This is a genomic window from Rhodoblastus sphagnicola, from assembly GCF_002937075.1.
GTDB lineage: Bacteria > Pseudomonadota > Alphaproteobacteria > Rhizobiales > Beijerinckiaceae > Rhodoblastus > Rhodoblastus sphagnicola.
Genome location: NZ_NHSJ01000033.1, coordinates 21207 through 42563, shown reverse-complemented (window position 1 = coordinate 42563; position 21357 = coordinate 21207). Strand labels below are relative to the sequence as shown.

Sequence of the window (21357 nt, the reverse complement as noted above, 5' to 3'; positions counted from 1 at the left end):
AGTACATATTGGAGACAAAAAAAACGAGCTGTCACTTTATAAGAAGAGGCCCAAATCATTTTCTCAACTTTGCGTTCGATCAATGCGGCCCGTCGCTTCCATCGCCTGAATGAAGCTACACCGAGCTTTGCCAAGAGCATTCTTAGTTTGTGAACAGACTGCATAGGCTTGTTCACAAAGGGGGATCGTCTGGCGCGCAGGCCGGGTCCGCCGCTTCGAGGGCGTGAAACGCGCAAAAAGACAGTGAAGCCGAGGCTCTGTTGGAGTTTTGTATGTCAGACAACCCCACAGAAACCTCATTGCGACGCGGTAACCGACAATGGCAGCGGACGCGCAAAGCTTTGCTGGCCGCAGGACAAAAAGTGTACGCGGGAAAGCCTGCAGACAGCGTCACCATCAACGACATCGCAGAAGAAGCCGAGGTCGCCAAGGGAAGCTTCTACAATCATTTCGCGGACAAGGACGCCTTCGCGAATGAGATTTACGCTGGCGTGCATGGCGAACTCGAACTGGAGATCAGCACCGCGAATTCGGGCGAGCTCGATCCGGCGGTTCGCGTCGCCCGGGCGCTTTGTGTTGTGCTGCGTCACGCGCAAATTCATCCCGAGAAACTTTCGGCTTTCCTGAGCCTTGCAGGCCGGCGCGGCGCCGACGCGCCGCTCAACGATGGCGTCACCCGTGATGTCACGGAAGGGCTAAGCATCGGTCGCTTCAACGGATTGAACACTGAAGCCGGCGTGCTGATCGTGCTTGGCCTGATCATGGAAACGGTCCGCCGCATCATGGCGTGCGACTTCGTTGGACATCCGCCCGCCCTTGCGAGATCGATCGCGATGGCCCTGCTCCGCGCACTTGGAACGGCGGAAGCTGACGCGGAGCCGATCGCGCGCGACGCCATGGAAACCATCCTGGGGCCGGCGCAGTGAAATGAGGTTGGCGTTTCCGCCGAACCTCGCTTTCGTTCAGACGGACGCCGAAGATTGCGCCCAGCCGGCATAGGCCTTCAGCATCGAGGCGAACAGGGCCAGAATAGGGTTGGCCGCGACGTCTTTCACGCCCTCAAGAGCCATTTGCCGTTCGATGACGGTCAAGACATCGACAGCATCGGAATACCCGACGCTCTGCTTGGCGCAATAGGCGAAAATTTGCGGAGACACCTCCTTTTCGGCGGGCTTGCACGTATACAGTCCGCCGTTGCGGCCGAGGCGGCTTTCAATAACGCCCATGTCTTCGAGAATGCGCGACGCCTGCCGCACGACTTCAAGGCTATAGCTGTAACGCTCAGCCATCTCCCATTCGCTGCCGAGGAACACCGGCTTTGCGGCCGGCCGCGCCATGACGTCGTCGAGGATCTTGAAAGCCAGCTGCGCGGAATAGCGGCAATGATTGAGCGATGAATCCGGCCTCAACCAGCCAAACAATTCAAGCCCGTTCTGGCTCTGCGGCGGGGTATAGCTCGTAACCTGGCTGGACACGCCAGGCAGCGCCTCGAAACGAGACTCGACAACGGCGGCGACGAGCGGCTCAAGCCGCGAAGGGTTCACGCGCTCGCCGCCCATGAACCTGCATCCGCCAACCGGGCGGAGTATGCCTTCAACGAATTGGAAGGCGGGATTTTGGGTCGCCTTGGCGAGCGCCGTCAAAACGGCGCGATCGGTGGAGAGCGAGTCCACCAGCTCGTTTGCGAATTGCTGCGCCTCGACGCCGCGACGCGCAATCAGCCGGGCCGCGACGACTGTCAGCAGGCTTTTCGCCTGATTGAACTGCTCGCGCGTGGCGCGATGTGTCAACAGGTGAAGCGCGCAAGGCTTCATGATATTTTCGATGCCGGGATCGGCGATGGTCAGCCCACCGCCCCGGCCCCGCCGCATGATCGCGGAGCCGCGCATCTCAAGGATGCGGATGGCTTCCCGCAAAGCCCAACGCCCGATCTTGTAACGCCGCTGAATGTCAGCCTGAAGCCCGAAGACCTGCCCTACGGACCACCCGGCGGACAGAAACTCTTCCTCCAGCCTCAAGGCGATCTCCGACCCAAGCTTGCGATTGAGAGAGGGATTCGGATCGTCTTTGGCCACTGGCGCGCTATCGATCAAGACATTGGAGTGGAAGCCGATGGCGCCGACGCTTGCGGCGCGAGCCCGATCAGACTTCTTGAGCTTGATTGCCGGCGACACGCCGCCGGTTCTCCCAAAGGAGGCGTCGCCGCCCATGGGCCTTACTGGAATAAGCCGCGATCCCTCGATCACTTGCGAGTGTCTCATATGATCCTCCCCATTCTTCGCGTGCTCGCCGCCCGGCGCGCTTCAGCGCGCTCTTTTGTGCAGCGCTTGACGGGATGAACCGCTGGCTGCTTAAGTTGACTCGCCGCACACTACTTTGATTGCTTCATTCAAACTTAACCGTGTATTTAAAAACAAGGCTGGGACGCTCGGTCATCCTCGCCGTGCAACAAGAAGGCCACGGCGCCAATGTTGGCGACGCATCCGGGGAGCGCTTCAGCGGCCCTCCTGGGAAGCGTTCTTCAGACTTCCGCGACAATGGTGTTCTCGATGGCGCCGAGGCCATCGATCTCGACCCGGACCACGTCGCCCGGCTTGAGCCAGCTTTGATCGACGGCGGCGACGCCCGCCGGCGTGCCGGTGGTGATGAGGTCGCCCGGCTCCAGGGTCATCACCGTGCTCAGATGCGCGATCTGGTCCTCAATTTTGTAAATCAGGTCGTCGGTCAGGCTGCTCTGCTTTTCCTTGCCGTTCACGAACAGTCGCAGCCGCAGGTTCTGGGCATTGGCGACGTCATCGGCGGTGGTGATCCAGGGGCCAATCACGCCATGAGTGTCGAACGATTTTCCGAGCGTGTAGGTCGGGGAACGATGCTGCCAGTCGCGCACCGAGAAATCGTTGCAAACCAGATAGCCAGCGATCACCGACAGCGCGTCTTCGCGCTTGACCTGCCGGCAACGCGTGCCGATGACATAGGCGAGCTCGCCTTCGTAATCGAGCTGGTCGGACACGGAGGGCAGAACGACCTTGTCTGTCGGCCCCGCGATGCAGCTCACCTGCTTGTTGAACCACAATTGCGTTTTCGGGATCGGAATGCCCGCCTTCGCGGCCTCGTCGGCATGCGCCTGATAGTTCATGCCGATGCCGAGAAATTTCTGGGGATCGTCAATCGGCGCCTCGATATGCACCGAAGCGAGCGGATAGGCCGGCTCGGAAACCGCCTCCGCCTCTCCCTTCAGGGCCGGCAGGTCCGTCAGGAATCGGCGCATGGAATCGCAGCCTTTGGTGACGGCGGACAGGTCGACGATCCGGTCGCCATCGACCTTGCCGATCGCGGTCTTTCCATCGCGCGTGAAACGGGCGAGCTTCATATGTCCTCCGATGATTTCGCTTGGTCGAAAAGGTTTGTTTGGTCAGCTGGCGCTCGGCGCCTCATGCGCCTCGAGACCGATGTCGGGCTCGCGGACGCCGAAGAGCACGGCGAAGAAGGCCAGGCCAATCGCCAGCGCGCCGATCTTGATGATGACCGGCAGACCCATGGCGTCCGCCAGACCTCCAGCCACGACCGGCGCCAGCGCGCCGCCAAAGATCTCGCCGACGCCCACCACGAGGCCGGTCGCCGTTGCGGCGATCGCCGGCGGAACCGAGGCGTGGGTCAACGGACCGACCGTGATGGCGACCACGCCGGCATTCATGAAAGTGGCGACGAAAATCGTTGCGAAAAGCGCCAGGGGGCTGGCGCCGACCTGCATCAGCGTCAGCAGCGCCGCGAACTCGACGGCGAGGCTCACAAGCATCACCGGCTTGCGTCCGAGACGGTCCGAGATGGCGGGGATGGCGACCATGCCGATGAAGCTGCCAAGCCCCATGCCGGCGAGGACCATGCCCATCGCATCGACGCCCAGTTTCAGATGATCGGTGAGGTAGCTCGGCATGAAGGCCGACAGCACGATCAGTGTCGCGAGGTAGAGGCACATGCCGAGAATGTTGAAAATGACGTTGCGATTGCCCAGCGCGTGGAGAAAGCCGATCGACTTTTCCGCCGTGTGATCCTCGACCGAATGGGGAGGGTCGTGGCGCAGCACCTTCGCCAGCAGCAGAGCCACGATGAAGCCGGGAATGGCGACCACGCCAAACACGTAATGCCAGCTCGGCAACTCCTTGAGCAGGGCGACCGCGATCAGCGGACCGAAGCCGAGGCCGAACAAGGGCGCCGCCGTCTGCTGGATGCCGACGTTCATGCCGATGCGGCTGGGCTTGGACGCTTCCACGGTCGCGGTGATGCTCGCGGGCACGAAGGCGCCTTCCGCGACGCCCATCATGGCGCGCAGGGCGACGAGGCTGAGGAGGCCGCCAGCGAGGCCCGTGGTCGCCACCAGCACGGAGAAGACGATGGCGGAAACCACAATGACCGGCTTGTGGCCAAGGCGGTCCGAGATCTGGCCGGAGAAAATCGAAGCCGCGCCCCAGGTCAGCGCCAGCACGGCGGAGATCAGGCCGAGGTCCTGGTAGGTCAGGCCGAGCTCCTTCTGCATGGTCGGAAACAGCGGGCTGATGATGAAACGGTCGAGGCCGACCATGCCGAAGCCGAGGGCGAGCAATCCCACAGCCTTGAATTCGTAGTCGCGGCTGTATTCCGCGCTCGTTCGCCGTTCACCGATCTTGCCAACCGCCGCCATGCTGCACACTCCCTGTGGGGCGACTGTTGCGCCCTGTCTATTGCTTGCTTTGCTGCGCCTTCAGGCCATGAAGTCGTCGCCGAGCGGCGGACCCCAGACCGAAAGCTGGGTCTTCGGATCGGTCGGGTCGAACCGGCTGTGCGACGAAGGATAAAGGTCGTTGACACTGTCGCCGTCGGTGAAATGTTCGATCTTGTTGCCGAAGGGATCACGCCAGTAGTCGAAAACATTCGAGCCATCGACGTGGCGGCCGACGCCCCAGGTGTGCTTGTACTTGCCAAGCTCCTTGAGGTGATGGTGGCCCACCACGATGTCGTCCCAGTTGAGCACTTCGAAGGAAATATGATCGAAGCCGGGCTTGGGCAGTTCGACCATGGCCACCGTGTGATGATCGGTCAGCTGGTCGCCAAGACCGCAGCGCAGAAATGCGGCAACCATCTTCTCCTTGTCGTCGAAGAGGTAATAGGTGTCGGCGATTTTCATGCCGAACCGGCTCTCGTAAAAGGCGATGGACTCGCGGATGTCCTTCACGTGCAGGGCCACATGGGCAAGCCGCATCACATGGGCTGGACCGGGCTTGGGCCGCACGACATCGTTGACGCGCACGCGCTGGCCGCCGAAGTTCAGCGCCTGCAGGCGCGGCATGGGCGCAGGCGAGAGCTTTTCGATGCCGTGGACGACCTCGACGCGATAGCCCGAGGGGTCGGTGATGACGACGCGCCGGCCGCCGCCCGGCTCGTTGATGATCTCCACCGGCGCGCCGACCTCTTCGGCAAATCGATCGAGATCGTCGGCGCTCCCGGCCGCCACGGCGAAGCCGATTGAGCGGTTTTCCGTCCCAAGTTCCGCGACATAGGCGTGGTGGTTCTCGCCGTAGCCGCGCAGGTAGAGCGCCTTGTCCGTGCGGGCGCTCGGCAACAGGCCGAAATCCTGCATGAACTCAGAGGCGCGATCGAGATTCACCACCTGATAGCGGGCATAAACCACGTCTTGAATGGAAATCATTTGGCGAGCTCCCGGACGTTTTTCTTGTCGGGAGAAAATAATCGATTAAATTAGCAGCGTCACCGCGAAAAACGATAAAAAGCCGCTGTCAGTTTTGCTCCCGCCTGCAAGCGGGCTTGTGGCCGCCACCTGCGGTTGGTTTTATAATGGCCGATATGAGGATGATTTGAGTATGGCGCGGACATCGACCAGGCAAGAGGACGGAAGCGTCGGCGCAACGCTGAACATGTCGGCGTTCGAACGCTTGCGCGCGGACATTTTGCAGGGCGTGATCGCCCCGGGCGAAAAGCTGCGCATAGAAGCGCTGAAGTCGCGCTACGGCATCGGCGCGAGTCCCCTTCGGGAGGCGCTCAACCGCCTGTCGGCGCTTCATCTGGTCGAAAAGATCGACCAGCGTGGTTTTCGCATCGCGCTGATTTCTCATGAGACATTGGTCGAACTGGCGATGACCCGATGCTGGGTCAGCGAAATCGCCATTCGCGAATCCATCCGCGCCGGCGACGCCGCCTGGGAGGAAAGCGTCGTTCTCGCGCATCATCGCCTCAAGCGCTACCACGAGACTTCGATCGGCCCGGATCCAGAATGGGAGGCGTTGCACCGCCAGTTCCATTTCGCTCTGATCGCCGCCTGCCCGTCGCACTGGCTGCGTGAGTTCCACGAAACGCTTTTCGACCTCGCGGACCGCAGCCGGCACATAGCCGTCCTTCACGACCGCTCGACCCGCGACGTCGCAGGCGAACATCAGCGGATCGTGGATGCTGTCATCGCGCGCGACGTGAGCGGCGCCATCGCCCTGCTCAACCAGCATTTCCGAATCACGGCGGACATCGCGATCTCTGCGATTGAGCCGCAGTTCCCGCCCCAAACAGTCGAGTGACGCGCGGCGGCGTCAGGCGATCTTGATCTCGCGAACCGGGTCGCTTCCGTCCCAGTCGACACTGGCGCGATACATATTGGTGAACATCTCGTCCATCATCGCATCGGCTTCGATCAATTCGATCATGCCGGGCAGCAAACCCTTGGTGTCATAGGCCGCGACGCGCCCGCCCGAGGGCACGACGGCGGTGAACAGCGCCTCAAACCCCCGCCTTTCCAGCCGCGCGGCCTCATGGGTGAAATCGGTGGTCCCCATGCCGTAGTGGTGGAAGCCGACCTTCAGGCCGCCATCTTCCCGACGATAAATCGACGGCTCCTCGTCGAGCTGATGGATCAGCTCGATCTGCATATGGCCGGCGAAGGCGAAGGCGACATCGGCGCGGGCGATAGCGGGCTTGCCGCGAAACAGCGGGTTGAGGCCGGCGAAGCGGCGCAGCGCGAACCAGGGTCCGATGCCGAGCAACTCGGTCCATTCCTTCATGCCCTCGGCGAGATCGCGCACGACATAGGCCTGCTGGATGACGCCGTCATGCGGCTGGCCGAAACCGAAAGTCTTCACGCTTTTGTCTCCGGGGGATTGAAGGGATCGAGGCCGATGAGGAGCATTTCCTCCGGCGGGATCGGATCGAGATCGACTTCGACATTGATGCAGGCGGGCCTGTCCTTCGACAGGGCTTCGCGCAGCGCGGCGTCGAATTCCGCCGCCGTGGCGACATGATAACCATCGGCGCCGAGCGCGATGGCCGCGCCATCGTAGGAGCCGTTGTCGAGCCGGGTGTTGGTGACGCTGTTGGGGCCGACCGCCAGCTCCTGGAAGTGCAGGGTCGCGCCCCAACTGCGGTTGTTCATCACCACGACGATCACGGGCAAGTCATGACGCACGGCGCTGTCGAATTCCGCCAGCGCGAAGCCGAGCGATCCGTCCCCGGTCACCAGGATCGTGCGGCGGCCATCGCCCTTGCCCACGCTCTGCGCGCCGAGCGCGAGGCCGAAGCCGACGCCCATCGAGCCGAGATAGCCGTGGCACAGGAATTCGCCCGGGGCGGCGTCGGCGATGACCTCGCTCAGCCAAAGATAGGTCAGCGCGCCATCAGCCACGACGATCGTGTCGGCGCCGATATGGCGGGCCAGAACCTGCGAGGCCTCGAACGGATGCAGGCGGGGCGTCGCCTTGGTATTGGCCTTGATCTTCTCAACGCGCAAATCGGCGTGGGCGCGCAGGCTTTGCCGCCAGATGGAAAAGTCGGGCCAGTCCACGGCCTCCGCCGCCTGCGCCAGCGCGGCGACCGAGGGCGCGACATCGGCGGCGATCCCGAGTTCGACGCCTTGCAGGCGACCGAGTTCGCGGCCGTCCGGGTCGATCTGCGCCACGCGCGCGTCATGCGGGATCAGCGCGCCCGATCCATGCGCCGTGTTGAGGCCGAAGCGCACGCCGAGCAGCAACACGGCGTCGGGCGCCTCGCCCTTGGCGCCAGCCTCGCCCTTGACTCCAAGGCCCCAGAGCGCCTGCACCAGCCCGATGCGATGGCTCGGCGGAATCGCGCTGATCGTGCTCAGGCCCTCGAAATCGGCGAGCACGGGAATGCCGGTCTTCGCGATCAGCCTTTTCAGCGCGGCGTGCGCCCGGCCCCTCTTCGCCTCAGAGCCGACCACGATGACCGGGCGTTTGGCCTTGCCGAGAATGTCGAGACAGCGCGCCTGATCGTCGGGACCGAGCGCATTGCCGGCGGTGACGAAGATTTCTCTCTTCGATGTCTCCTCGACCTGCGCCGTCAGCAGGTCCCAGGGAATATCGAGCAGCACTGGCCCGCGCGGCGCGGTGTTGGCGATGCGGATCGCCTGGGCGAGCAGGCGCGGAATATGGTCGGCGGCGCGGACGCGATGCGCCCATTTGGTAATCGGCGTGGCAATGGCGACCTGGTCGATGGTCGCCTGCAGCGTGTTGGTCTCGTCGTCCCCGATCGGGCCGGAGCCGGCGATCACCAGGATCGGCGTGCGGTCCATGAAGGCTTGCGCGAGCGGCGTCACGACATTCGTCATGCCGCCCCCCGCCGTCACCAGGGCGACGCCGAGCTTGTGCGCGGTGCGGGCGTAACCCTCCGCGGCATGGCCCGCCGTCGCCTCGTTGCGCGTGTCGATAATCGGCAGGCCCGCGTCCATCGCCGCCTGGAAGATGGAATCAATATGCGCGCCGTGAAGCCCGAACACCCGATCCACCCCGGCGGCTTGCAAAGTGCGCACCACCAATTCACCGCCGCTCGCCATCCATTCCGCTCCAGAACCATGAACCAATTCAAGAGGGGCGCCCGTTCAGGCGCCCCTTGTGTCGTCAGAACGGATAGCGCGTCGGCGTGGCGCCGATCGTCATCCACTGCCATTCCGTGAACTCGTCGATATTGGTCGTCGAGCCGAAGCGCGAGCCATTGCCCGAGGCGCCGCAGCCGCCGAAGGGAATGCCCGCCATGTCGCCGATCGTCTGGTCGTTGATGTGCACGAGGCCGGAGCGGATCTGCTGCGCGACGCGCAGGCCGCGCTCGAGCGAGCCGGTCTGAACCGCGCCCGAGAGACCGTATTCCGTGTCATTGGCGACGCGGATCGCTTCCTCCTCATCCTCGACCACCACCACGGCGGCCACGGGACCGAAGATTTCGAGATCATAGGCGGGCATGCCGGCGGTAACCCCAGTGAGCACCGTCGGCTTGTAGAACAGCCCTTCATAGGAGCCGCCAGCGGCGAGTTGCGCCCCCGCCTGCACCGTGTCGGTGACAATCTGATGCACCCGTTCGAGCTGTTTGGCGTTCATGATCGGGCCGATCGCGACCTCCGCGCGGAAGGGATCGCCAACGGGCAGATGTTTGGCCTTGTTGGCCAGCAGTTCGATGTACTGATCGGCGACCTTGCGCAGCACGATGTGCCGTCCCGTCGCCATGCAGATCTGGCCCTGATGCAGGAAGGAGCCCCAGGCGCCCGCCGAAGCCGCGGCTTCGAGATCGGCGTCGTCGAGCACGATGAACGGGCTCTTGCCGCCAAGTTCGAGCGCCACCTTCTTCAGATTGCGCCCGGCGAGTTCGCCGACGCGCCGACCGACAGCCGTCGAGCCGGTGAACGTGATCATGCGCACGCCCGGCGCCGAAACCAGCGCCTCGCCAACATCCGCGCCGCCATTGACGACGGAGAACACGCCCTTGGGTACGCCGGCGGATTCGAACACGCGCGCGATCACCACGCCCCCGACGATCGCGGTCTGCGGGTCGGGCTTGAGGATCACGGCGTTGCCGAGCGCGATCGCCGGGGCGACCGAGCGCATCGCGAGCAGCATCGGAAAGTTCCAGGGCGCGATCACGCCGACAATGCCGATCGGCACGCGGCGGGCAAGGCTGAGACGCGCCGGATTGGGGCTCGGCAGCAGTTCGCCTTCCGGCTGGATCAACAGCGCGGCCGAATGGTAGAGCTCGTCGATGGAGCCCTGAATCTCGGTTTCGCCCTTGCCGCGCACGCCGCCGGTCTCGCGAATGATGCAATCGACGATCTCCGCGCGGTTCGCCTCAAACAGGCGAGCCGCCTCGCGCATCACCGCGGCGCGCTTTTCTCCTGTCCAGGAGGCCCATTCGCGTTGCGCCTCGCGGGCGCGGGCGACCGTCGCGCCCATCTGCTGGGGATCGGAGGCGCCGACCTGGCCAAGCGCTTCCCCGGTCGCCGGTTCGCGGACGGTGAAGGTTTTCGGCGCGGCTTTCCAGTCGCCATCGAACAGTTTTCCGTCCCAGGCGCCAGGATCGAGCAGCGAAGCGCCTTTTACGGCGCTGGTCTCAAGAGTGACACTCGACATCGCAATCTCCCACTGATTCACGTTTGATTCGCTCACGACCTTCACGCGGCGGGGCGCTCGCATTCGACCGTGTTGACGAGCAGGCCGACCTTTGGAATCTCGACTTCGATCCTGTCGCCGTCCTTCAGCCACAGCGGCGGCTGACGCTTGGCGCCGACACCGCCGGGCGTGCCGGTGACGATGACGTCGCCCGGCGAAAGCGGCGTAAATTGCGAGACATAGGCGATGATCGCGGGGATTGGGAAAATCATCTCCGCGGTTGGCTGCGACTGCACGACCTCGCCGTTCAACCGCGTCGTGACCGAAAGCTGCGCGGGATCGCCGACTTCGTCGGCGGTGACGAGCCAGGGCCCGAAGGCGCCGGTCCCGGGAAAATTCTTGCCGGGTGTGAACTGGTGGGTGTGCCACTGCCAGTCGCGCACCGAGGCGTCGTTGTAACAGGCATAGCCCGCGACATGATCGAGCGCGCGCTCCGGCGCGATGGCGCGCCCGCCCTGGCCGATGACCACGGCGAGTTCGCCCTCGAAATCGAACATGGTGGAGACGGCGGGACGCAGCAGCTTCTGCCCATGTCCGGTCTGGCTGTCGGCAAAGCGCAGGAAGATCGAAGGGTGCTCCGTCTTGGCGCGTCCGGTCTCCTGCCGATGCGACTCGTAATTATGCCCGACGCAAAAGATCTTTCCGGGATTGGGAATGACCGGCAGCAGCACGGCGTCGGAGAGCGAAATGCGTTTCGCCTCGGGCGCGCGCGCCGCCGCCTCCGCAAAGCCGCCGTCCGCGATCAGCGCTTTCAGATCGGCGTAGCGATCCTTCAGCAGCGCGCCGACATCGGCGATCTCGTCGTTCTCGACAAGGCCAAAGCTCGAACGGTCAGCGACGATGAAACTGGCTAACTTCATTCCCGGTATTTCCTTCTCGTGCAGGTAGCTGACTTCAGCCCTGGCCGGTCAGATGCAGGCCGATCGGTTGCAAGGGCGCGAGAGCCTGCAAGATCGGCGGCAGGATCGGGATCGCGTCGACGCCGGCGGGATAGCGCAGCGCGGGGTCGGCGTCGGTGGCGGCCGCGAGCGCCGCGTCGATCACGGGAGTCAAATCCTCGGGGGCCTTCGCCTCCATCGCGTCGAAGGTCGCGTTGAAATGCGCGGCGATCGCCGCATAAGGCGCGCTGGCCTCGCGATCGAGCGACTTCTGCGGCAGCGCGGTCTTGAACGGGCCGGGCATCAGGCAGATCGCGCGGACGCCGAAGCCGCGCGCTTCTATGTCCAGCGCTGCGGTCGCCGTGTCGAGCGCGTGTTTGCTGGCGCAATAGGCGGCCATCAGCGGCGTCTTCAGCACGGCGGCGACAGAGGTGACATTGATGATGCGCCCCCCGCCCTGCGCGCGCATGATCGGCAGGACGAGGCGGGACAATTCCAACGGCCCGAACAGGTTGGTGTCGAACATCGTCCGCCACTGGCTTTCCGGCGTATCCTCGAAAGCCCCGCGCGCGCCGACCCCGGCATTGTTGATCAGCACATCCAGACGACCAAACCGCGTGACCGCGAAATCGACGGCAGCCTTGCGCGAAGCCGCGCTGGCGACATCGAGAGAGGCGAAGAGGAAATCATCCGGCTTTTCATCCGCCAGGGCCTTCAGCTTCGGCGACGCTGCTTCCGGTTTGCGCAGCGTCGCGACCACCCGATACCCGTGCGTCGCGAAAGCGAGGGCGAGGGCTTCGCCGAAGCCCGAGCTGCAACCTGTGATAAGCACGACCGGCATCTGATCCTCATCGTTTTTCGACAGACGAGCCGGAGGCTCGTTTCACATGGCGTCGCTGCATCAGCCCGGGAGAAAACTCTGCGCCATAACATTGCGGATCGAACTCTTATCGGCTGATCGCCTTGTCCTTGACGTTATATTGCAGCTTGCCCGTAGTGGGATCGAGATAGTCCCTGTTGTCAGTGCAGGCCCATTCCTGCGGCTCGTTGCGGCGCTCGATGCCACGCAGAAACCGCCGGGGGGCAAGGGTGACGGGCTGCTTGAAGACGGTGTCGTCGTAGAGCGTGGTCTGGCTTTCGAGCGTCTTGAAGTCGATCAGCTTCATGCGCTCGACAATGCGAAGATTGGGTCCATGCGGCCCAAAGACGACGCCGGACATTGGATTGAAGTCGCCTTGCTTCAGGTTCTTGTCTTTCAGCTTGGCGATCTGGAACAGGGTCTCCGGGTCGAACCCGGTGGAATCGATCACGAGCGTGTCGCCTTCCCAATGCGCAATGGATTCGCCGAGGAAGCTCGGATTGGGTTGGGCGCTGTGCTGACGCCCGTCGGTATGGATGAAGCGCGTCATGCCCGAGGATTCGACGTAGAGCGCGATCATTCCCGGCGACTGGAAAAATTTCATCGGCATGCCGCCGATGTTCATCAGGAAGGGCAAGCCGAGGGGCTTGCAGTTGGCGAAGGGGCTGTCCGCCGCCGGCTTGTAGGTCTTGATGTGGTCGAGGGCCGACTGCGTATAGTCCGGCTCCTGCGGGAAGTCGTCCGCGATCGGGCTGATCGACTGCCAGGTGCCCTGCCAGAAATCCGGCAGGCTCGCCATGTCGCGCCAGGATGCCGCCAACTGCTCCTTCGAGAGCGGAGCGGCGGGCGCGTCGGCGCTTGCCGGAGCGGCCGCCACGATGCCGAGGACGAAAGCGCTGGCGCAGAGGCGCAATGCGGACGCCAGGGCGCGCTCGCGTTTCGGTGTGTTTCTCATTTGTAGGCCTCGCCTTGCGGTTTGCTCGGGAGATTGCTCGGGCCGCTCGCCAGCTCCTCGCCGGGCTTGCCGCCCGGATCGAGCAGGACTTTGCCGCTGGGAAAAAACACGGCGGAAAGCTGGCCTATCGGCTTCCCGTCTACGGCGCGAAACGCATCAACCGTGAGCTGGTCGCCGACCTTGATGTCCGCGGCGTTCCAACCCCAGCGGCTCATCATGTTGGGGCTGGATCCGACGAGCGCCCATTCTTCGATCGTTCCGTCGGCTTTCTTGACGTCCATCATCAGATAGACGTGGGGGTTCGCCCACTTGAACTCTTTCACTGTGCCGACAAGCGAGGTCAGCTTGTTGTGGTCGAACAAAGCATAGGAATGGTGGGCTGCGGCAGGCGCGGTAAGGAAAAGCGCGCCGGCGCCGGCGAGCAAAAGCCTTAGCGCGGTCCGCTTGTCATGGACTGCATGTTTCATTGGTGACCTCTTGTTCCTTCCGCCCCCGGTCAGGCTGTGATGCCAGAGCGCATTCCAAATGGCTCACGATATGCGCCAAGTGCGACTCAGCGCCGCTTGATGGACGCAGCCCCCCCGATGCTCTCGGTCCAGAGTTTGATAGTTCCCCGGAAGGCGGACGAAATAGCTGCCTTTATCTCGTGATATCGGCTTGTCGGAGCCTCCATCTCGCGCGCCTCGCGGCGATAAAGTTCGACTTCAGGCGTCTTCATGGCCGAGGATCGACCCTCCGGATCGCGACGCTCTGGACAGACAGACGAGCGAAAGCGAAAGAATCGCCGATGCGGCCATGGCTACGCCCCACAGCGCGAAGCGCTCCTGCGCGATCAAGTAGCCGGCCGCCAGCGGGCCGATCATGTTGGCGCCGGCCATTGCGGCGCTGTTAAGCCCCAGGGCCTGTCCGCGGCCGCTGCTGTGCGCTGCGCGCGCAATGTAATCGAGCAGATAAGGCCGCGAGATCGACGAACCGAAGCTCACCATCAAAACGCCGAGCGCGACCGTGATCGGCCCAACGCTGCAGAACATGAGGAAACCGGCTCCGAGCACGGCCAGTCCAAGCAAGGGAATGAGCTCGGGATCGAGAACCCGTTCCGCCTGCCTCATGCCCAGCAACTGAACGTAGATGGAAATCGCGCCCATGACCGCGAACACGCTTCCAACCTCTTGCAGCCCGAAGGCGTGGGATCGCCAGGTGAGCTGGCTGGCGGCGAAGAGCGCAAATTGCGCCATGAACATGGTGAAGCTCAGGTGGAAGAAGGCGCTGGCGGCAAGCGGCCACGCAACCTCGCGCAGGACTGACCAACGCGGAGCCGGTTCTTTCGCAACGACCGCCGCCGAATCGGCTCGACCATGATCGGCTGGCAACAGAAGGGCGCTCGCAATCAGCGTCAGTCCAGACAGGGCCACGGCCGCCCAGATCGGCGCGGTTGCTGAGAGACCGGCCAAGGCCGCAGAAAGCGCCGGGCCGATCATTACGCCGACGCCAATGGCCGCGCTCAGCGCGCCGAGGGCGTGCCGATACAGGTGCGGCGGCGCGCGGTCGGTTGCGAGCGCGGCGGCCACCGCCATGTTCCCGGCCGTGAAGCCGTTGACGACCTGCGCCAGAAAAAGAAGGGCGATCGTATTCGCACTGCCGAGGAGAATGAAGCTGATGAACGATCCGGTCTGGCACAACATCAGGACGCGCTTGCGTCCGAGCCGATCCGACAGCCGTCCGAGCCATGGACCCGCAACGAATTGCGCGAGCGAAAATGCGGCGACGATGGCGCCCAGCGTGACCGGCGTCGCGCCAAACCGCGTCGCGAAAAACGGCAGGAGCGGAAGAATGATGGCGCCGCCCGCGACATCAATGGCGACGACCGCGAAGAGCGGAGAAAGGTGCCATAACGATGAAGATTGTTCATGCGGCATGGATCGGCCCCACCAGAATGAAGAAGGAGCGTTCCGGCAGGAACGCTCCTACAATTCGTTGTCGATCAACCTTGCGCGGGAGGCGCGGCTGAATTATTGCGACGGCTTGGCGCCCGGCGGCATGCAACGCGGGTCAGGCTTGAAGCCGGGAGGTGGCGGGTCGCCCGGCTTGAAGCCCGGCGGCGGCTCGCATCCGGGCGGCGGCTTGAAACCCGACGGCGGCTTGGGCGGTTCGTCCTGCGCCATGGCTTCCCCAACCATCGCTCCCATGAAGCCGGTGATCATGACGGCTCCGACCAAACGAAACGCCTTCCGGCGTTTTGATATTGCCATCAACACTTCCTCCGTTGAGGGCGCCCTTGGCGTTATTGCTTGAATCCGTCCAAAGCCTTTCGGACTGAATGTGGCGCCATGTTCGACAGACCACGACCGTTGCGCACGAAATAGCCGTCAATATTCCACCAGGCGAAGGGTCGTGCAGGCGAAGGGTCGTGGGATCGCAAGATCAGCTGCGCAAACGCCCCAGACCCCATTCGTTCAAGGTCCGGTGTTCGTGCGGCCATTCGCCGACCGGCCGCCCCTCGCCGATGATTTCGAGATCGGCGGAAAGCTCGATCCAATTGCCATCGGGATCGTGGACGAACATGAACAGATTGTGGCCGGGTCCATGACGGCCGGGACCCCACTGGAGCTGAATATGCTCCCGCGCCATATGGTCGGCCCAGTCGCGAATGTCATTCCAGCTGGAAAGCTCATAGGAATGATGATCGAAGCGGCTTTCGGCCGCCTTGAAGACCGCGACATTGTGATGCTCGTTATTGCAACGCAGGAACGTCACGCGCATGTCGCGCTGGTCGTCCAGCACGATGTCGGTCACGCTGAAACCCACGACATCCACCAGAAACTGGACAATGGCGGCGGGATTGGGGCTCGACGAGACGACATGTTGCATTCGCGCCTGCGGATGAGCCGTGACGATTCTCTGCTCCGCTTCGGGAATGCCGAACGCATAGCAATTGCCGTCGGGGTCGCGGACGATGACGCTATCCGAGAAAAAGCGCGTCGGCCCGTTGCTTGCAGCCCAGCCTGACTTGCGGATGCGCTCGCGCAGATGTTCGAGTGCTTCGCGGGTGACGGCAAAACCCGAAGACACCAGCTTGCGGCCAGCGCCCGGAAGCAGAACGAGCCGACGATCAGGACCGCGCCCGATCCACGCGTCGCCCTGTTTCGAGAAAGTAAACCCGAGCGCCCGCTCATAGAACTGGGCGCTCCTTTCGACGTCTGCACAGCCGACTTCAAGATAGTGCAAGTCGGCGACGACAGCGTCCTTGTCTCTGCCCGCGTGGTGAAGATTTCCAGACATTACTCCTCCCTGATCACGCGAGGGCGCTCATCCCTGGCTTATACAAAATTCCTATTATTTCGGAATTTTGCTGTCAACTTGGCATGGAGGCAGAATGCGCTGACTCTTTCAGGGCGCAAGAAGGGCGCGCGTCACCGCTTGCCCGGCGGCGCCCACAAGCGTTCTAAGACTCTCGATCCGCGCAGAATCCTCGCGCACGGCCTCGGCCGACAAAACCAGCCCTATGCTCCCGAGGATGAGATCATTCTCGCCGAACACGGGCGCGGAGACGCCCAGCGCCCCTGCGTCGAGTTCGCCGATGCTGACGAGCGGCGCGCTGCGACGAAGGCGCCGCGTCTCCGCCTTGAACGACTCCCAGTCGCGCCCCAGCCCCATCGCGGCGACGGCTTCGCGCTCGAGATCGAAGAACCGACGAAGCGTCCGCGCCGGCAGATTGACGAGGATCGCCTTGGACGCTGAACCGCGGATCAAGGGCATGGGCCGGCCCCGCTCGTAGCTCGTTTCGATTGGAGGAGGGTCGATGGAATACTCGTCAACGCACATGACCTGCAGCTGATAGAGCCGGCAGAGCAGTCCGATGGTCCCGGCCCCGCTCTCTTCGACGAGTTTTCGGAGAATTTCGCGCGCGTTGCGGGTCAGCGGATCGACTCGTCGCGCAATAAGGTCAAGCTCGATTGCGGCGGGTCCAATGGTGTAATGGCCCGTGCGTCCGGCCACCAGAAGCCCCGCGCCAACCAGGCTGCCAACATATTCGTAAGCCGTGCTGGCGGAAAGCTGAAGTTCGGCGCCGAGGTCCTCCACCTGCCATTCCGGTCGCTCCGTAGAAAACAGACGAAGGATCGAGAGAACTCTGTCCGCTGTAGCGACCTTCTTCATATTGGTTTCCTGTTGCGCTCTCCCGTCCGGCGCGCCGCCGTTATAGCTGTCCGCGCTTTGTCGCGCGACTGTTCGCCCTGCCGAGCCGCCCTCTCGCCTCCGCCCTGAACGAGGCCCATTCACGGCGCGGCGCGCCAAGATACGCAAATGTGTATCAAATATGTCAGAGCTTATACTCGACGGTCAGCTTTGTAGCGTATAGTCATTATTTCGTCGGATTCAGAAAAATTCCGATGTTGCAACGCAACGCGACAGGCCAAAGCGCCAAAAAGATCGCTGCACAAGCAAAACGTAAGCGCAGACGCGACGCGAACTGACGCACACAAATAATCAAAGGGAGGACGGCCGCATGAGACACATGCGCATTGCCGAAGGGCATGCTATTGCTTTTTCAAATCCGAACCCCGCCACGGCGGATTCTTTCATAACGCAGCGCGCCAAGACGCCTGTTCGACGTCTGGATGTGATCCCGACCGCCGAGAAGGGGCAAGTCCAAGCCAGCGGAGCTTCGGAACAAGACCTCGGCCGCGAGAACAAGCTCGGCCTGGAGGTGGCGTTGATGATCGAAAGAGAATTTCACAGCGCGGGATGGCCAACGGGTCTGCTGTTTGGCGTGCAATCCGAGATTCAGCAGCGCTACAAGATCGGCAGATGGGCGGTGCGCGAGGCGATCCGCATCCTCGAAATGCGCGGGTCGGCGGATATGCGGCGGGGACGCGGCGGCGGCCTCGTGATCGCGCAGCCCAGGTTGAAAAACGTACTGCAATCTTTCGCGCTCTATCTGCTCGCCGAAAAGGCGACGCGCGCCGATCTGGACCGGGCCGCCCGCACGTTGGCCGAGATCGCGGCTTGGCTGCTCTTGCAACGTTTTCATGAAGAAAGGGCGCTCGCCGTTGAACTCTCGGCGACCTTTGCCGAAACCGGCGACCTGCTGAGCGCGCTGGTGAAAATGACGGGCAATTCGGCTTTATCGGTTATGGCCAGCGTCCTGGACGTTCTCGCCGGACCGCGCGCCGAGACGACCAACGCGTTCGATCCGCGCCGTCTTGCAGCGATTTCGAAATCTCTCGTGGCGGGCGACATGGCGGGCGTGGCCGACTTCGTCTACAGCGCCGCCCCCGCGCAAACCAGCGGCGATCTCGATCTCATGCGCTGGATCAGACCTACGACCTCGCTGAACGCCTGCCGCTATTCAACCCAGCTCGCTTTCAAAATGCTCGGCGACATCATGCGCCTGCCTCATGTGCAATCGACGTTTCTCGGCTCCGAACGGGATATCTCCGATCAATACGTTTTCAGCCTCGAAAGCGTGCGGCAGGCCTCCCGAATTCTGGAAGACATGGGCGTGCTTGAATCCAGGCTGGGCCGCAAGGGCGGCCTTTTCACCCGCAAACCTGTTCTTGCCGAGATCCTTTCCCAGACCTTCGCCTATCTCATTCACCAGCGCGTCACCATCGCCGACGCTCAACTGGCGGCCGGCATGCTCGACAACGCCTTGGCTCGGACGGAGCGTCCCTGCGGATCGCAAAACGCTCTGACCAAGCTTTTCATCGCCATGTTCGACGCCTTCGGGCATCGAAAGAACAACGGAGCCGTCAAGCATTGAACCTGAGCGCCATCGAGGCGGCGTCGCGTCGCTTCGATGGCGCTGGTTCAATCCTCGGGATTGAAAACGTAGCCGTCGCTTCTCACGGTCTGGATGATTTCCAATTGCCGTCCGCCAAGCGCCAGCTTTCGCCGCAACCGGCTGACCAGAAGGTCGACGGCGCGGTCCGACACATCTTCGCCTTTCCCGCGCGTGAGTTCGATCAGTTGCGGTCGGCTGAGAACCTGATGCGCATTCTTTTGAAAAGCCTGGAGGAGGTCCGCCTCCGCGGCGGTCAGCGTGATGCGCACGCCTTTGGGCGAATAAAGAATGCGCCTTTTGGCGTCGAACCGCCATCCGCCGAACCGGATGACGCCGTCGTTTGATTGATCCGGCCCATCCTGCCCGCGGCGCGAAACGGCGCGAATGCGCGCTTCAAGCTCGGGCAAGGCAAACGGCTTGCTGACATAATCGTCCGCGCCGGAATCCAGTCCCGCCACCCGATCCGACAGGCTCGCCAAGGCGGTCACCATGATGATGCGGGCGCCGCACGTCGCTCGGATCTGCTTGCAGAGATCCAAGCCGCTGTCGTCAGGAAGCATGAGGTCAAGCAACACGATATCAACCGCCTGCGCCGCAATGACCGCGCGCATGGCCTTCCCGTCGCCGACCGCGGTGACGTGATAATCCTTGTCCCGCAGAAACTGCGCCACGAGCCTGCTGATCTCGGGATCGTCCTCGATAATGAGGATGCGCAGCGCGGCATGCGGCGCGGCCTGAATTTCAGCGTTCATACACGCAAGGCTTTCCTCGGATCGATATGGCTCCGACAGAACCAAGCTACCGGCGCTACAAAACCTTGGCAAGACGAAGAACAGCGTTGATGCAAGGGGATCAGGCCCATAGGCGCTAGGATTAGGTTTGGCGGCTGCTGCACGATGCGTGTGTGATACCCTCGTGCTTCGAGACGGCGAGCTTCGCTCGCCTCCTCAGCATGAGGGTATCAATGGAATCAACCCAGTAGCCCTCACCCTGAGGAGCCCGCGCAGCGGGCGTCTCGAAGGGCGAGGGCGGTCCACGGCTTTTTCAGCAGACTAACTAGCGCCTATGGGATCACACCCCTTCCAGCGCGATCGACGCCTGATTGTCTCCCGCTGCGTTCATCGGGAGCGTGATGCGCGCCAGCAATCCCTGAGGCTCGGCGTCCAGCAGAACCAATTCGCCGCCGTGCCAACGAACAATGTCGGAAACGATCGACAAACCCAGGCCCAGCCGCCCCTCCGCCGCTCGCGCTGGATCGAGACGTTCGAACGGCGACAGCACGCGTTCCCGCTCCCCTGCGGGGATCCCCGGTCCGTTGTCGCTGACGTTGATGACGACCTGCTCGACGCCGGCCCTCACATCGACACGGGTCTGCGTCGCGTAACGGCAGCTGTTCTCGATCAGGTTCGCGACGGCGCGCGTGATCGCCGTGGCCTGGCAGCGACACTCCAGACCGTAGGCGCCGGTGAAGGACACGTCATGGCCATCGTCCTGGAATTCGAGAGCAACACTTTCAATCAGCGATCCGAGATCGACGATCTCGAAAGGCTCTCCGTCGGGCTCGTCATTGAGATAGGCCAGCGCGCCATTGACCATTTTCTGCATGAGGTCGAGATCGCGCGAAATGTCGCCACGCCCTTCCAAAGCAGGTTCGAGCTCGACGCGCAGCTTGAGGCGGGTCAGGGGCGTGCGCAGGTCGTGCCCAACCGCCATCAGCATGCGGCGGCGCTCCTCCATCAGTTCGGTAACACGCTCCTGCATGCGATTAAAGGCCTGAATGAGCTGACGGATCTCGACTGCGCCTCTCACCGGCAGCGGCTTGTTCGCCACATCCTGTCCGAATTTCTCGACAGTGCCGGCGAGTTCGCGCAACGGCCTGTTGATCCGCGCCAGGGTCCAGACCGAGAGCGCAATCACCAGCAGGAACAGAAAGGAAACCGTCAGCAAAACCGGAAAGGTCACGATGATGAGTTGCGACAATCCTTCCTGCAGAGTGGTGTCGATCGTGACAAACTCACCCTCTACAGTTGTTTCGACACGAAGCATCCGGCTGACGCCGTCTTCGCGCATACAGACCTTGACCGACAATGAGCCCACGCGATCGTGAAGCCCCTCTCTCAGAAGCGATGTCAGGCTGTCCGTCCAGTAGCCTGACGCAGATGCGGAGCAAGGCTCGGCGCGTTCAAGCCGAACGCGCAGATCGTCGGACGAAATGGAGCGGGCGATTGCAGGCCGCTCCGCCGCCGGCGCGCCGGCGAGCGCCTTCACCAGCGTCATGATCTGGAGCGTCGGCGGCCAGGGACCGGGCGGCAGGGGTGGATTTGCCGGCTGGGAAAGCGCGGCGAGGATGACCACAACGACAAACGTCGCCAGAAGCGCGCCGCAAGCGATCGCTATGATCTGACCCCGCGCCGTATCGAGAAAGCGCAACATCCGCAAACCTTTTGTCTGTCACTGTT

The 21357-nt window shown here is 63.0% G+C and carries 20 protein-coding genes; 3 read left to right on the top strand and 17 right to left on the bottom strand.

Annotation, left to right across the window (positions count from 1 at the left end; all coding sequences use genetic code 11):
• Positions 1-272 precede the first annotated feature (272 nt).
• Complete coding sequence (locus tag CCR94_RS03555; RefSeq protein ID WP_104506499.1) at positions 273-926, top strand: TetR/AcrR family transcriptional regulator; 654 nt, start codon at positions 273-275, stop codon at positions 924-926.
• A 36-nt stretch (positions 927-962) separates the two neighbouring features.
• Here CCR94_RS03555 and CCR94_RS03550 read toward each other — a convergent pair whose 3' ends face one another.
• From CCR94_RS03550 to CCR94_RS03535, 4 genes are all read right to left on the bottom strand, one after another.
• Positions 963-2174: a hypothetical protein gene (locus CCR94_RS03550; RefSeq protein ID WP_158254604.1), complete on the bottom strand. Its 1212-nt coding sequence runs from the start codon at positions 2172-2174 to the stop codon at positions 963-965.
• Between the two features lie 347 nt (positions 2175-2521).
• The gene (locus tag CCR94_RS03545; protein WP_104506497.1) at positions 2522-3370 is read right to left on the bottom strand and encodes a fumarylacetoacetate hydrolase family protein; all 849 of its coding nucleotides are present in this window, start codon (positions 3368-3370) and stop codon (positions 2522-2524) included.
• Positions 3371-3412: 42 nt separating this feature from the next.
• Complete coding sequence (locus CCR94_RS03540; RefSeq protein WP_104506496.1) at positions 3413-4678, bottom strand: MFS transporter; 1266 nt, start codon at positions 4676-4678, stop codon at positions 3413-3415.
• Positions 4679-4738: 60 nt separating this feature from the next.
• Positions 4739-5683 carry a VOC family protein gene (locus CCR94_RS03535; RefSeq protein ID WP_104506495.1) on the bottom strand — a complete coding sequence of 315 codons (945 nt, stop codon included), beginning with the start codon at positions 5681-5683 and terminating at the stop codon, positions 4739-4741.
• A 172-nt stretch (positions 5684-5855) separates the two neighbouring features.
• On the opposite strand from CCR94_RS03535, the gene CCR94_RS03530 reads away from it, so the two are divergent.
• Positions 5856-6560 (top strand): FCD domain-containing protein, encoded by a 705-nt coding sequence (locus tag CCR94_RS03530; RefSeq protein WP_104506494.1) that lies wholly within the window; start codon positions 5856-5858, stop codon positions 6558-6560.
• Between the two features lie 12 nt (positions 6561-6572).
• On the opposite strand, the gene CCR94_RS03525 is transcribed toward CCR94_RS03530, so the two are convergent.
• From CCR94_RS03525 to CCR94_RS03475, 11 genes are all read right to left on the bottom strand, one after another.
• On the bottom strand, positions 6573-7118 hold the full coding sequence (locus CCR94_RS03525) for a VOC family protein (protein WP_104506493.1): 546 nt from the start codon (positions 7116-7118) through the stop codon (positions 6573-6575).
• Entirely contained in the window at positions 7115-8824 is a 1710-nt protein-coding gene (locus CCR94_RS03520) for a thiamine pyrophosphate-binding protein (protein WP_104506492.1), read from the bottom strand. Before CCR94_RS03520 ends, CCR94_RS03525 begins: the two co-directional genes overlap by 4 nt.
• 64 nt (positions 8825-8888) lie before the next feature.
• On the bottom strand, positions 8889-10385 hold the full coding sequence (locus CCR94_RS03515; RefSeq protein ID WP_104506511.1) for a benzaldehyde dehydrogenase: 1497 nt from the start codon (positions 10383-10385) through the stop codon (positions 8889-8891).
• A gap of 41 nt (positions 10386-10426) precedes the next feature.
• Entirely contained in the window at positions 10427-11284 is an 858-nt protein-coding gene (locus tag CCR94_RS03510) for a fumarylacetoacetate hydrolase family protein (RefSeq protein WP_104506491.1), read from the bottom strand.
• 34 nt (positions 11285-11318) lie between these two features.
• Positions 11319-12143, bottom strand: coding sequence for an SDR family oxidoreductase (locus tag CCR94_RS03505; RefSeq protein ID WP_104506490.1), 825 nt, complete (start codon positions 12141-12143; stop codon positions 11319-11321).
• Between the two features lie 106 nt (positions 12144-12249).
• Positions 12250-13116: a hypothetical protein gene (locus tag CCR94_RS03500; protein WP_104506489.1), complete on the bottom strand. Its 867-nt coding sequence runs from the start codon at positions 13114-13116 to the stop codon at positions 12250-12252.
• The gene (locus CCR94_RS03495) at positions 13113-13541 is read right to left on the bottom strand and encodes a DUF6152 family protein (RefSeq protein ID WP_146089844.1); all 429 of its coding nucleotides are present in this window, start codon (positions 13539-13541) and stop codon (positions 13113-13115) included. Before CCR94_RS03495 ends, CCR94_RS03500 begins: the two co-directional genes overlap by 4 nt.
• A gap of 279 nt (positions 13542-13820) precedes the next feature.
• A complete protein-coding gene (locus CCR94_RS03490; RefSeq protein WP_104506487.1) occupies positions 13821-15032 on the bottom strand; it encodes an MFS transporter in 1212 nt (403 codons plus the stop codon).
• A 93-nt stretch (positions 15033-15125) separates the two neighbouring features.
• Entirely contained in the window at positions 15126-15317 is a 192-nt protein-coding gene (locus CCR94_RS24395) for a hypothetical protein (RefSeq protein WP_146089843.1), read from the bottom strand.
• Positions 15318-15537: 220 nt separating this feature from the next.
• Positions 15538-16395 carry a VOC family protein gene (locus tag CCR94_RS03480; protein WP_104506485.1) on the bottom strand — a complete coding sequence of 286 codons (858 nt, stop codon included), beginning with the start codon at positions 16393-16395 and terminating at the stop codon, positions 15538-15540.
• Positions 16396-16503: 108 nt separating this feature from the next.
• Positions 16504-17271 (bottom strand): IclR family transcriptional regulator, encoded by a 768-nt coding sequence (locus tag CCR94_RS03475; protein ID WP_104506484.1) that lies wholly within the window; start codon positions 17269-17271, stop codon positions 16504-16506.
• A gap of 463 nt (positions 17272-17734) precedes the next feature.
• On the opposite strand from CCR94_RS03475, the gene CCR94_RS03470 reads away from it, so the two are divergent.
• Positions 17735-18877 carry a hypothetical protein gene (locus CCR94_RS03470; protein ID WP_146089842.1) on the top strand — a complete coding sequence of 381 codons (1143 nt, stop codon included), beginning with the start codon at positions 17735-17737 and terminating at the stop codon, positions 18875-18877.
• Positions 18878-18924: 47 nt separating this feature from the next.
• Here the strand turns inward: CCR94_RS03470 and CCR94_RS03465 are convergent, their stop codons facing one another.
• Complete coding sequence (locus CCR94_RS03465) at positions 18925-19650, bottom strand: response regulator transcription factor (protein WP_104506482.1); 726 nt, start codon at positions 19648-19650, stop codon at positions 18925-18927.
• Positions 19651-19969: 319 nt separating this feature from the next.
• Positions 19970-21331: an ATP-binding protein gene (locus CCR94_RS03460; RefSeq protein WP_104506481.1), complete on the bottom strand. Its 1362-nt coding sequence runs from the start codon at positions 21329-21331 to the stop codon at positions 19970-19972.
• Between the last annotated feature and the right edge of the window lie 26 nt (positions 21332-21357).

Coding starts and splice junctions, on each gene's coding strand:
- CCR94_RS03555 (WP_104506499.1), top strand. CDS start 273: ATGTCAGACAACCCCACAGAAACCTCATTGCGACGCGGTAACCGACAA.
- CCR94_RS03545 (WP_104506497.1), bottom strand. CDS start 3,370: ATGAAGCTCGCCCGTTTCACGCGCGATGGAAAGACCGCGATCGGCAAG.
- CCR94_RS03540 (WP_104506496.1), bottom strand. CDS start 4,678: ATGGCGGCGGTTGGCAAGATCGGTGAACGGCGAACGAGCGCGGAATAC.
- CCR94_RS03535 (WP_104506495.1), bottom strand. CDS start 5,683: ATGATTTCCATTCAAGACGTGGTTTATGCCCGCTATCAGGTGGTGAAT.
- CCR94_RS03530 (WP_104506494.1), top strand. CDS start 5,856: ATGGCGCGGACATCGACCAGGCAAGAGGACGGAAGCGTCGGCGCAACG.
- CCR94_RS03520 (WP_104506492.1), bottom strand. CDS start 8,824: ATGGCGAGCGGCGGTGAATTGGTGGTGCGCACTTTGCAAGCCGCCGGG.
- CCR94_RS03515 (WP_104506511.1), bottom strand. CDS start 10,385: ATGTCGAGTGTCACTCTTGAGACCAGCGCCGTAAAAGGCGCTTCGCTG.
- CCR94_RS03510 (WP_104506491.1), bottom strand. CDS start 11,284: ATGAAGTTAGCCAGTTTCATCGTCGCTGACCGTTCGAGCTTTGGCCTT.
- CCR94_RS03505 (WP_104506490.1), bottom strand. CDS start 12,143: ATGCCGGTCGTGCTTATCACAGGTTGCAGCTCGGGCTTCGGCGAAGCC.
- CCR94_RS03500 (WP_104506489.1), bottom strand. CDS start 13,116: ATGAGAAACACACCGAAACGCGAGCGCGCCCTGGCGTCCGCATTGCGC.
- CCR94_RS03490 (WP_104506487.1), bottom strand. CDS start 15,032: ATGCCGCATGAACAATCTTCATCGTTATGGCACCTTTCTCCGCTCTTC.
- CCR94_RS24395 (WP_146089843.1), bottom strand. CDS start 15,317: ATGATCACCGGCTTCATGGGAGCGATGGTTGGGGAAGCCATGGCGCAG.
- CCR94_RS03480 (WP_104506485.1), bottom strand. CDS start 16,395: ATGTCTGGAAATCTTCACCACGCGGGCAGAGACAAGGACGCTGTCGTC.
- CCR94_RS03475 (WP_104506484.1), bottom strand. CDS start 17,271: ATGAAGAAGGTCGCTACAGCGGACAGAGTTCTCTCGATCCTTCGTCTG.
- CCR94_RS03465 (WP_104506482.1), bottom strand. CDS start 19,650: ATGAACGCTGAAATTCAGGCCGCGCCGCATGCCGCGCTGCGCATCCTC.
- CCR94_RS03460 (WP_104506481.1), bottom strand. CDS start 21,331: ATGTTGCGCTTTCTCGATACGGCGCGGGGTCAGATCATAGCGATCGCT.